The 12,799-nt window shown below is 37.1% G+C and carries 5 protein-coding genes and 1 pseudogene; 2 read left to right on the forward strand and 4 right to left on the reverse strand.

The features are described 5' to 3' along the window. Positions 1-17 precede the first annotated feature (17 nt). The 3 genes and pseudogenes from QQS39_RS14795 to QQS39_RS14805 all read right to left on the reverse strand — a co-directional run. On the reverse strand, positions 18-5,963 hold the full coding sequence (locus QQS39_RS14795) for an alpha-2-macroglobulin family protein (protein WP_285804819.1): 5,946 nt from the start codon (positions 5,961-5,963) through the stop codon (positions 18-20). A gap of 341 nt (positions 5,964-6,304) precedes the next feature. Then, entirely contained in the window at positions 6,305-7,435 is a 1,131-nt protein-coding gene (locus QQS39_RS14800) for a YiiG family protein (RefSeq protein WP_285804820.1), read from the reverse strand. Between the two features lie 208 nt (positions 7,436-7,643). Continuing rightward, positions 7,644-8,409: pseudogene (locus QQS39_RS14805) on the reverse strand (Fic family protein); the annotation flags it as partial. 368 nt (positions 8,410-8,777) lie between these two features. Between QQS39_RS14805 and QQS39_RS14810 the strand changes: the two are divergent. Then, positions 8,778-9,395, forward strand: a complete 618-nt coding sequence (locus tag QQS39_RS14810; RefSeq protein WP_285804821.1) for a Fic/DOC family protein — start codon at positions 8,778-8,780, stop codon at positions 9,393-9,395. On the opposite strand, the gene QQS39_RS14815 is transcribed toward QQS39_RS14810, so the two are convergent. Then, the gene (locus QQS39_RS14815; RefSeq protein ID WP_166185107.1) at positions 9,392-9,556 is read right to left on the reverse strand and encodes a hypothetical protein; all 165 of its coding nucleotides are present in this window, start codon (positions 9,554-9,556) and stop codon (positions 9,392-9,394) included. The two genes, QQS39_RS14810 and QQS39_RS14815, sit on opposite strands and share 4 nt — an antisense overlap. Before the next feature lie 652 nt (positions 9,557-10,208). Here QQS39_RS14815 and mutS point away from each other — a divergent pair. Further along, positions 10,209-12,773: a DNA mismatch repair protein MutS gene (gene mutS, locus QQS39_RS14825; RefSeq protein WP_285804822.1), complete on the forward strand. Its 2,565-nt coding sequence runs from the start codon at positions 10,209-10,211 to the stop codon at positions 12,771-12,773. Positions 12,774-12,799 lie beyond the last annotated feature (26 nt).

Genomic DNA, 12,799 nt, shown 5'->3' on the forward strand with positions numbered 1-12,799 from the left:
TGAAACACAAACTAATTTCATTTTATATTGCCATTATTTTGCATCGGTTTATTGACAGTCATAGCACCTTTACCGATCGCTAATGCTTGTATTTCCCTGTCATACATGGCTTCTGCAAATGCTGGCGGTATAGAGAATATTCCCGAATTAGTCGCTTTAATTTGATAAACGAACTCTTGTACTTGTTGAGTTGCAGTGCCATAAATAATGACACGATCTTCTCGAATATCGCTGTATTCTGGTGACCAGCGCGTTCCTTTAGCCCCTGTTGGGGATAACCATTCAACATCAGGATTAGCCTCATCCTCTATTGATTGTTGTACGACTTCAAAGCCACCGGGAAGTAAGTCCACCAGCACTACATTATTCACACCTTGTTTTGCATTCGCTCTGATTTTTATATGTACATAAAGCTTTTCACCTAAGGTTGCACTATTAACAACCTCACCTTTTTCATTCACATAATCACGAGAAATTTCTAATCCTCGTGAAAGAGCTTCTTTAGGTTGTTCGCTATCAAAACCAGATTGTGTCACAACATACCAAGCCGCATTATTCGTTGGATTATTAAATAAAATCTCTTTAATGCCCGCTTTAAACTGACCTATCGCCGTAGCATTTGTCATAGATGAAATAACAACGGGTGGATTTTCACCACTTTTTACACTCACTGTTAATGGTTGTGTCGGTGTTGCCATATTTTGGATCTGTTGAGTGTAATGCTCTAACGCCAAGATACTCATTGCAGATGATTGCGTGGTATAGCGCTCTTCCTTAAAGCTCCTTACCATATTTTCCAGTAGTTGTGGCGGAATATCCTTCGCTTTTTCTGGGAAGTGCGTCACAATCAAATACAGTCTTGTACTATCTTGGATCAGAGGATCTAAATAGTTATGTGACCACCACGCTTTGCTATAAGCTTTGCTTAGCTCTTGCCATGTAGGTTTTAATAACTCATCCGCTTGTTTATCCATTTTTAGCATTTTGTAAGAAGCGGCCAGATATAAAGCACCTAAGTCACTCTGCCATGTTTTTGGATAATTTTTTTGCATTCGTGTTTGGATCGCCGCAATTTCACCCGTAGTCACTTTACCTTGGCGTGTTAATAAATAAACAGCAAAAGCACGCATTCTAAGTTCATCTTGATTATTTAACCCTGTATTGACGGCAAGCTTAGTTAAATATTCGTTGGATGATCGCAAAAGTGTTTCAGATACAGGGTAATTCGCTTCCTGTGCCTCAAGTAAGAATTGAACGACATATAAAGTCACAAATGGATCAGTCGATGGTGTTGAACGCCATGTTCCGATAGCACCTTGACCATTTTGGCGAGTCAGTAATGTCGCCATTGTCTGTTCAAGTTGAGTACGAATTTTATCTTGTGAATATATCGCCTTCATTTCAGGGTTACGTTGATGGAATAACAACGGTATTGCCTGACTTGTTATTTGCTCTGAACAATTATAAGGATAATTAGCAAGGTATTGCGCCAATGCACTGCTTAGTACTAAAGGCGAGTAAGAAACACGCGCATCCCTTTGCGCATACTCATCATACATTTGACGAATATCCGTAACACTCTGCTCTTTACCATCCATACGACCTAAACTTGATTGGGTGCGATAAGCTGAAGCTGGGCGAATAGAAAGATCTACCGTTCTTTGAGTCACTTTGCCTTCAGCGCTCACTGAGAATGTAATAGCACCATTACCTAATTGTGATTTCGCTTTTAGCCTAAAGGAAACTACCGTTTCTTTTTTCTCACCTAATTCCAGTTGATAACTGCTCTGTCCTATAACCTCTAATTGAGGCTCTGGTGTTATCGTCACATCGAGTTTTGTTGCCACACCATTAAGATCAGTCAGGTTATTTGCAATACCTAAAGTGACATCAAATTCATCATTAGGTGCTACAGTCGTAGGAATATGAGGGCTTAATACAAAATCATCACGCACAGTCGTATAACGTTGCGTGTTCCCTATACGATTTGGGGTAACAGATACCGCCATTATTCTTATTTTGCCATTAAAATACTCTGGTACTTTGTAGTTAAAGACAGCTTCTCCATCTACTTTCGTAATACCAGACCAATAAGCGACAGGCTCTTCTTTCTTACGCTTAAATGGATTCAGATAGAGATCAACGCCTTCCCCCGCATCACCACCTGGTGCTGAAGCCAGTGACATCATTTTGCTAAATTCAGGCAGAATAAGATCCAGTATTTGTGTGGTTTCAACTTCTAATGAACGCTTACGGAAGAAATAATCCAATGGATCTTTTAATTTATATCGAGCAACTTGCAAGATACCTTCGTCAACAGCAAAAACGGCAACTTGTTGTGCAGTATCTGTTTTTACCGTAATCGGTAAAGTATCGCCCGGTTTGATAACATCTGGTGACTCTAATTCGATTGGAGCTTGGAAATTTTCACGGCTGACTTTAAACGGTACAACACCATAACTAAGTGGACTCATAAATATTTCGTCAGAGTTTATATCTCTAACAAATTGAACATTGATGTAGCCATTACCTTCCAATTGCGCAGGAACACGGATTTTTTGTACCGAATTTGTGGTTGAAGATGTAAACCATTGCCAATAATAAACCTTATCTTTTTCTATCGTAATAATGCCACTACCAATATAAGGGGCATTAATAGCGATTTCGATCTCTTCACCAGCTTTATATGTGTCTTTATTCAAAGTAAGTTGCAACTCTGCTTCGCGATCAAGTGAGCGAGTCACATTCGCATTACCCGCAACGGTATAATTAATGCGATTAAGTACACTACCTTCTTTATTTTTGATTAATAATACAAAGTTACCCGGTGTTTGTGTTTCTAATGTAAAAGAGCTTCCCTTTTCATCAATAGAAAGTGGGACATCATCAATAAACACTTCTTTGAGTTTAGATTGATATTTATAAACACCCGAATCTTGTCGAGTTAAAACAGAGAGGTATTTTTGCTCATAGCGCTCCAACGTTAATGCCTCTTGAGCAATTTGCTTTAATGTCGGATCAATCGCAATAAAATTGAGGTTGCGCTGTGCATTTTGATTAATATAGTCAAGCGTTCCATCTGCTTTTACGCCAACCAGATAATCATGAGGAGATACCATAACACGCGCAGCAGCCGTCACAGAACGACCACTCCCAGCATCAAACGCTTCAGAAATAAGTTGTAATTGATAAGTAGCGTCATCATAAGATGTTAACCCCAAATCAATTTCAGCCAGCCCTTCTGCATTCGTTGTTGTTTCTTCTAAATCAGTTTCAAAACTGTCGTGATTACGACGGTTTTCATAAAATCGATAATCAGAATAACGTGAAAAATTAGGATAAATTGGTCTTAAGGTTAATTTGGAAACAACACGTCTATCTTGTGCTGGAGTGCCAAATAAATTTTGTACATCAATCGAAGCTTTTAATTCAGAAGGTTTCACCCATCCTTGTTGTCTATCTGGCGTCAGATTAAGTGCAACTTTAAGCAAGTCTGGCTCAAACTCTTTAACCACAATTGTTGTACTGCCTAATAAACTGGCATCTTCATTATTTTTACCTACTAAATAGAGATAGATATTCCAATCTCCAGTAGGCGAGTTTTCTGATGTGGTATAACTTAATTCGTTAAAACCAAACTCGTTTAATACCATAGATTGATTTAACATCAATGTATTACGAGGATCTCGAATTTCAATGCGTAAAGGTATTCCTTCAAGAGCTGTTTTCCAGTCAAAAGTACGTGTAATTAGACCGATATTGAAAGTTTCACCCGGTCGATAAACGCCCCTATCAGAAAATAAGAAGCTATCGAGAGTACGAGGATCTCTTGGGGTATCATCACCGAAGATATCAAAACGAGATAGGCTAAGTTGCCTATCGTAATAAGCATTTGTAGGTAAAAATGAAATATCGCCATCTTTTTCAACTAAAAAGAGAACCGCTGTCTGCTCATTTCTAAAATCTTTAAGGTTAGGGAAAACGACATGACCATCAGTACTTGTCATTTTACTCAATAACGTTGTTCCGTTTTTAGCAATCACTGAGACTTTAGCTTCACTAACAGGCTCACCGTTATAAATAGATTGTACGAAAACATCTCGAGAACCATCAATTGATGATTTAGCAATGATCCCTAAATCTGTGACAACAACAAAGCGTGTATCAGAAATTTCTTCATCTTCGTCATCTTCATAATACTCGTCGTCTTCATCGTCTGTTCTTGAGGCTTTATCCGGGTCCCATGAAGTCAGTTTTAATAAAAATATTCCACGCTTAGTATTAGGATCAGTAGATAAATAGCGACTTAAATCAATCCCTTTATATTGAATTTCACCTTTGTTTTCATTATTCAGTGCTGTTTGATAAGTAAAGTGTTCCGTGAAATATTCATCATTAAGGCGATCAAATCGTGTTGAAGTAAAATATTTATCTTTAAAGGAAACGATGTGTTGTAACTGGCTTGGAATAACTCGTTTTATATCAAGTTGTAGCCCAGGCAAATTACGAGCAGAAACAGTGATCTGCTTGTCACCCGTCATGGACAGCAAAGCACCTTCAGAAACAAAGTTCAGCATTTGCGGATAGTCAGGCACACTGACGATTTGGTAGCGATCTTCTTTTAATTGGTATCCGCCAACAGACATTATACCGCTTGGGATTTTAACCAATATGTGGCGATAAGCTGGCGCATTGTATTTAAAAGCAAAAGTGGCTTGATTTTCTTGCTCATTATCATTCATCTCAAGTGTTAACTTCTCTGACTGAGCAAGAATAGTTTTACTGACATCATTCAGGTTCCAATCATAATAATCGTCTTCATCTTGGCGAATGTCAGTATTTTTTAATTCCAAATTATGTTGAGGTAATAACCACGCAGAAACTTCATTTTTTATCTCTTTCTCATTTAATTCATCACTTAATGAAATGATAAGTACCCGCGCATCTTTTCCATTTTCAGACTCAACCAGTTCACTCTCTATATTTGAAACATTAAGGCTGTATAGACTTGGGATCTCAACATGATAGGTTTTTTCTTTTGCTGTTGTATTAGCGGTTACTGTCGTAGCAATGCCCGGTTCAATTTTAAGAAAGACCTTGCTATTAATATCTTTTAGCGCTAATTGCTCTGAGTGAACCCAAGCCGTTAGTTTTTTATTATCGTAATTAATGACATATTTCAGCTTTTCATTATCACCATATTTCATTGAAAGGTGTTTTTCAAAACTCTGAATATCAACAGGAGCGTTAAAAGAGATCTTGATTATGGCATGTTTTTGAGATGGGTTTTGAGGGTCTTGATAAAACTCACTATTTCCTAAACTGTAATCGAAAGAGGTTGTTTTAAATTCATACTTATTTGATTTTAATGAAAATTGTGGTGCTAACAATTTAGTTTCATCAAGCTGAACTTTATATTCACTGCCCATAGCAAAAGGCTTTTTAGCTGTAAAAACAAGGGTTGAACCATTTTGCCACCGCCAATTACCTTCAATTGCTGGTGTTAATGTCACACCTTCAGTTACCTCTTTATCAATAAGCGTAATAGGTGCTGCAGACCGAGAAAAAGATAAAATGATTTTCTGTGATTGAGGGTTATCATTTGCATAATCGATTTGTGCTGGACCAATAAGTTTTACATTAACATTTTGTACAACGATGGGAGCTACATCGATAGGAACGGGTCGATTGAGATAACTGTGATAACCGTAATAACTGCCAAATGACGCAATAATCAGAAAAATAATAGCAGTTAATGTAGTTTTAGGGTGACCGACTACACCATTTTCAATCTTTCGTAAGTGGCGGGTAACAAAGCCTATCCAAACAGGCGTACTCCATTGTATTTTCCCTATAAATGGGCTAAGTATCTTCTCTAAAAGACGTATACAAAAAACAATGATCCACCCAAATAAACGGATCAGTTTAAAAGGGAGGGAAAGTAAAAAACGTAGTACGTCCATATAGATAGTCCTATATTACACTGATAGAAACACATTTTCTTATCAGTAAAATTAAGCCAAAGAACAAAATAAATAGCGCAACTATAATAAAGAATAAAGTAGAGTTTTAAAGTAATAATGAATACTTACCATTAACTTATTATTTTATTATATAAAGATAGATTACATTCTTAATGTTTTTTTCCTAGCACTCCACTCTATTTCAAGATTCTTCTGAGTATTAGTTTGGATCATCTTTTTCTAATAATCATTTAATGTTTAATTAAACACAGTAAAAAAGATAATTTTTGCGAGAAGAATCGCACTATTAAAGTGCGATTTACATTTTTATAGCCTAAATATTATTTCGCTATTAGAGAGTTATAATTCTCTATCAAATATTTATATTTATTTGAAATCGTATTAATGCTACCTGATATATCTTTATTCTCATTGAGTTTTTTCTCTAATACTTTTAACTCAATAACAAGCTGTTGATATAATTTTAAATACTCTTTAACCGAATAATCAGTACCTTTCATATTTTCTTTATTCAGCAATGCTTCATCACTAAATACTTTTTCTAGTTCAATTGACTGTGCTTCAATTTTGATAATTGCAGCAGAGAGTGCAGACACATCAATTTTATCGAGATTTATTGAATCAAGCGTATTGGTTACTGTATCCAACGATTGCATAATTTGATAGCGAACAACCAAGCCTTCTTTTTTCACTAATTCAAGCTCTTCAATATGCATTGCTTGATAATAATTTTCATATGCTTCAGCGGCTTTTTCTTTCTCATCGATTAGTTTGGCATAAGCATTTTTCACATCTTCATACAAAGTATTGGCTTGTGCAAAATCATCTAAACGGTAAGTTTCTTTTACAACTAGATAATCGCCCAACTTCAGCAGTTTCTGATATAAATCAACATAACTTTCACCATAAGCATTACCCACAGCGTCTAATTCTGGGAGCGTAGGAGAAAATGTTTTCATAAATTCAAAAGACTCTTGGGCACGTTCTGCACCAGATTCACTTAAATGCATAGAGAAAGCGCTTCTTACTGACATAATAGAACTACTGGCTTTCATTCTCTTTATTTGATCAGTTTCAGTCTCAAGCACTTTAAAAGGTGTGATATCAATTGTTTTACCTTTGTCAGAACTTAAATTTTCTAGGATATTTTTGGTATTATCTAAAAGATTAACGTTAATTGTGCCTGAAATTCTGCCCGTTTTTTTCTGTATAATAGTGCCAAAATCTTCATTAAAAGTTGCTAACCACAAATTACCTTTTTCAATTTTTTGACTAAATGTAGCTTCATCAGATTGAGTATTTTTTGGATCAGGCTTAGATTGTGTTGTTTGCTCTGTTTTATTTTTATCTTGCGAAGGTGTTCCTGTATTCGAACTTTCATTTGAATTATCACAACCTACTGCTGATATTAATAAAAGACTTATTATCGATGCCAATATGCTCTTTTTCATAATCCCTCATTATATTATTAAGTAATCAACTCAATATAAACTATAATGAGTTTAATAATTAATGACTATTGTTTATTAAATTAATTTTAAGCATTGCAATAACACTCTTTATAAGAGTATTAAAAGTTAATTGATAGGTGTATTTACTTAAATATAATTTTATATATTTATAAATATTTTTTAAAGCTAATATAGATACTCTATATTAGCTATTTTCAATTCCTTCTTTTAACGCTTGGGCAATAAGCTTTAATATAAAATCAATAAAACAGGTACTATCACTTAATTTGTCAGCTTCACCCAATACTCGATAATAATCATCTTGATGTTGCTGGATAAGTGTTTCAACAGGCAACCAAGCTAACTCAGCACGCCATTTACTTAAAATAACAGATTGCCATAATCGCCCCATACGACCATTTCCATCAGAAAATGGATGAATAAATTCTAATTCATAGTGAAACACACTGCTTTTAATTAACGGATGAATATCAGTGGATTTTAGCCAATCAAATAAAGATGCTATCAACCTTACTATTTGGCTTGAAGGTGGAGCCATATGAATTAATTGACTATCACGATAAATACCGGCATCACCATTACGCCAAACTCCTGGATAATCGATAAGCCCTTGCATTAATAAAGCATGAGCATCAAGGAAATGTTCTGCATTATTACTCTCCCAATCAGGGATTTTCTCATAGGCTAGAATGGCATTACGGACTTCTTGGATTTCTTTAACGGGTCCTAAGACTTGTTTTCCATCCATAATTGCAGTGACTTGCCTTAGTGGATAAGCTATTTTGCTCTATCGCTAAAGAGGCTTGAATAGTACGAATACGGTTTTCTTTACGTAATTGTGGTGAGGCTAATTTTCCCGTTGCTGACCAATACCCTAATAACTCACTAATTTCTGCCACAGAGTTAAGAATTGAAGGTGTAATTGTATAAGGTGGTGAATATTTGCTGCTCATTTTGTAGCTCTTTATGTTTATTTCAAGAAAATCCAGCAATTCATAATATTTATTATTGATAAAAATATGACTGGCTTGTTTTTGTCTAATTATCCATAAGATACCTTATTACTCTTACATACTCTTGATTTTTTCACACGCCTTAAAAACTGAAAAACACGAGCTGGCTATTTTTATGCGAGTTATACCGTAAAAGAAATGGTTTCTTTATGTTACGCACTTAAATATCGAGTACAGCTAAGTAACAAGTGAATCTATTTCTTGAAAAAAGTCTAGGAGAATATATAAGTATATGACTAGTACGAATGAACGCAGTCAACTATATTTTCACAAAAAGGCTGCAATCTTAGAAGTATGACGAGTATAAAATGAATAAATACCATGTATCTAACAGCGAAGGGAAATTTGCTGACGGCTCTGATGATGAGGTACTGGCTAATAAGCTAGGGCTTTCAAACGTTGATGATATCAATGATGCTGAGCTTGTCCTGTTAGAAAAACTGTATCAAATCATTTTTGAAGAACAATTCCCCACAGAGCAAATTACCGTATCACTTATCCAGCGTTGGCACCGCCAATGGCTAGGGAATGTTTACGATTGGGCTGGTGAATTACGCACAGTCAATATTAGCAAGGGTGGATTTATGTTTGCCCCTGCGGGTCGTGTTGCAACATTACTGGCTGGATTCGAGAAAGAGTATCTAGTGAAGTACACACCCTGCACCAATATGAGCCGAGAACAAGTCATAGAAGCTATTGCAACAGTACATGTGGAATTAATTCTGATACATCCGTTTAGAGAAGGTAATGGGCGCTTATCGCGCTTACTCGCAGATGTGATGGCAGTACAAGCTGGTTTCCCGCCGTTAGACTATGAAAGTTGGACTCTACACCCCGAACAATACATTGCAGCAATCCACGCAGGGTTAAACCTTAACTATGAACCCATGAAATATTGGGTTAATAAAGCCTTAAAAGAAAACTAAATCGCAAGTTTCAAATGCCCAAACTTCTCACGCTTCGCTTTCATCTCTTCTTCAAGACGACGAGACTCCTGCCCTGTTTCAATCGCCGTAGAGGTTGCTACCGAACGAATAAGTTGAGTACGAGTTGGTTTTGTTGCTTGAATTAATTCATTTTTTTTCATGGTAGTCTCACTTCAAACTGGCGATTGAGTATTTTATCATCGTTGCTTTATATGGCAATACAGATTACTGAATACTTTCACATTGAACCCATTCATAACTCGTTTTACAGCCATAGTAGAAAATAAAAAATACCACAACGAACTAGAATTAATTGTTGTTGAATCAAATCACGCTTGTACGACATCATTTAATTGTGAAATATCTGACCAAACAAGTGTTCCCTTCGGTAACTGGGCTTCTCTAACGGTAGAAAAATGTCTTAATGCCTGTTGCGCCACAAATACACGTGAACCTATGTTTTCACCTGTATCAGATCTATCTTTATTGTTGGGTTTCATCGCCTTAATGGCTTTCGTTGATAAGGGTTTTTCTGGCTGCTTTTAGTGCATAAGTGTTACCTTATTTAGTGCTGACTATAAGATAATTAAAGAGTTTTCAGAAAAAGTGCAGATTGTCATTGAGGGCTAATCAACGATACTATAGGGATTAAAATTGTTTTGCTTTCGGTCTAAAAAGATATTTGTATCATTAAAACAACAGACTGAAACCTTGTGATATGATCGTGCAAAGCTTGTGAAATAGAACGAATGCGGTGCAACAACAGATTTTCACAAATAACTCAAAATTCAATACGTTAAGACAGACGACAACATGACTGACATCCAACACTTAGACTCCCACACACCAATGATGCAACAGTATCTTAAGCTTAAAGCAGAGCATCCTGAAATCTTACTGTTTTATCGTATGGGTGACTTTTATGAACTGTTTTTTGATGATGCTAAAAAAGCCTCTCGCTTATTAGATATTTCATTAACAAAACGAGGTCAGTCTGCGGGGCAACCTATTCCTATGGCAGGCGTTCCTCATCATGCCGTTGAGAACTATCTCGCTAAATTAGTGCAATTAGGTGAGTCTGTCGCTATTTGTGAACAAATAGGTGATCCTGCAACAAGTAAAGGTCCTGTTGAACGCAAAGTTATTCGTATTGTAACCCCCGGTACTGTGACTGATGAAGCCTTACTTGAAGAGCGTCAAGACAACCTTTTAGCTGCAATTTGGCAAGATAAAAATGGTGCTTTTGGCTATGCAACGTTAGATATCACATCAGGGCGTTTCCGTGTTACTGAAATGCCAGATAGTGAAAGCATGATTGCCGAATTACAACGCACTCACCCAGCCGAATTGCTCTATCCTGAAACCTTTGAGTCAATGGCGCTTATTGAGCGTCAGCAAGGTCTACGCCGTCGCCCTATTTGGGAATTTGAGCCAGAAACAGCAAGACAACAACTGAATCTGCAATTTGGTACTCGTGATCTAACAGGCTTTGGTGTTGAAAATGCGCATTTAGCACTCTGCGCTGCTGGGTGCTTATTACAATATGTGAAAGATACACAGCGCACCGCATTGCCTCATATCCGTAATATCACGATGGAACGCCCTCAAGATTCAATTATTTTAGATGCGGCAACTCGTCGCAATCTTGAATTAACTCAAAATCTTGCCGGAGGTACTGATAACACACTGGCATCGGTACTCGACCTTTGTGTAACACCAATGGGCAGTCGTATGTTAAAACGTTGGATACACTCGCCTTTGCGCCAACGTGAACAACTCATCAAACGCCAAGATGCAATAACTGCATTACAACCTCTCTATTTTGAACTGCAACCTTTTTTACGCCAAGTGGGTGACTTAGAACGTGTTTTGGCCCGTTTAGCGTTACGATCAGCGCGCCCTCGTGATCTTTCTCGTATGCGTCATGCATTCCAGCAATATCACGATATTCATCAAGTGCTCGAACAAGCCGATATGCCTTACATTAAAGAATTACAAAAGCGTATTAGCCAGTTTGATGAATTATGTGAATTACTTGAACATGCCATTGTTGAAACACCACCTGTATTAGTACGTGACGGTGGTGTTATTGCCTCTGGTTATAATGCGGAATTAGACGAATGGCGAGCATTAGCCGATGGCGCAAGTGATTACCTTGATAAACTTGAAATTCGTGAACGTGAAAAATGGGGTATTGATACACTTAAAGTTGGCTTTAATGGTGTACACGGCTATTACATTCAAGTCAGTCGTGGGCAAAGCAATTTAGTACCCATGCACTATGTTCGCCGTCAAACATTAAAAAATGCTGAACGTTACATCATTCCTGAATTAAAAGAGTATGAAGACAAGGTATTAACGTCTAAAGGTAAGGCATTAGCTATCGAAAAAATGCTTTATGAAGAAATTTTTGAAAAGCTATTACCTCATCTTACCGCATTACAAATTAGTGCTGAGGCTTTAGCTGAAACAGACGTTCTCTCTAATCTTGCCGAGCGTGCTGAATCATTAAATTATACCCGCCCAGAATTGAGTGAGAAAACGGGTATTCAAATCACTGGGGGACGTCACCCTGTTGTTGAACAAGTCCTTAGCGAACCTTTTATTTCAAACCCATTACAATTAGCACCTCAACGCCGCTTATTGATCATTACAGGTCCTAATATGGGAGGGAAAAGTACTTATATGCGCCAAGCCGCATTAATTACTTTACTTGCTTATATTGGTAGCTTTGTACCTGCTGAAAAAGCCTTAATTGGCCCGGTCGATCGTATTTTTACCCGTGTCGGTGCTTCTGATGATCTTGCTTCTGGTCGTTCTACCTTTATGGTTGAAATGACCGAAACCGCAAATATTTTGCATAATGCGACTGAAAATAGCTTGGTCTTAATGGATGAGATTGGTCGAGGTACATCCACCTATGATGGGCTATCTCTGGCTTGGGCGTGTGCTGAAAATTTAGCTAATCGTATTAAAGCAATGACACTCTTTGCAACCCACTATTTTGAATTAACCACACTACCTGAAAAATTAGAAGGTACTGCAAATATTCACTTAGATGCCGTTGAACATGGTGACACAATTGCTTTTATGCACAGTGTGCAAGAAGGTGCAGCAAGTAAAAGCTATGGTTTAGCTGTTGCTGCATTAGCGGGCGTACCCAAAGAGGTGATCCGTCGAGCTAAGCAGAAATTAAAAGAGCTTGAAATGCTGTCAGGCAACTCTGGCTCTGGTCACGTTGAAACATCACAACTGATGTTATTAACAGAAGCAGAGCCTTCAGAGATTGAATTAGCGTTGGATAAAATCGATCCTGATGCACTCACACCTCGACAAGCCTTAGAACAGCTTTATCGTTTAAAAGAGATGATAAAATAAGTCATAATGATAAATATGAAAAATGG

This window comes from Proteus appendicitidis, assembly GCF_030271835.1.
GTDB classification, from domain to species: Bacteria; Pseudomonadota; Gammaproteobacteria; order Enterobacterales; family Enterobacteriaceae; genus Proteus; species Proteus appendicitidis.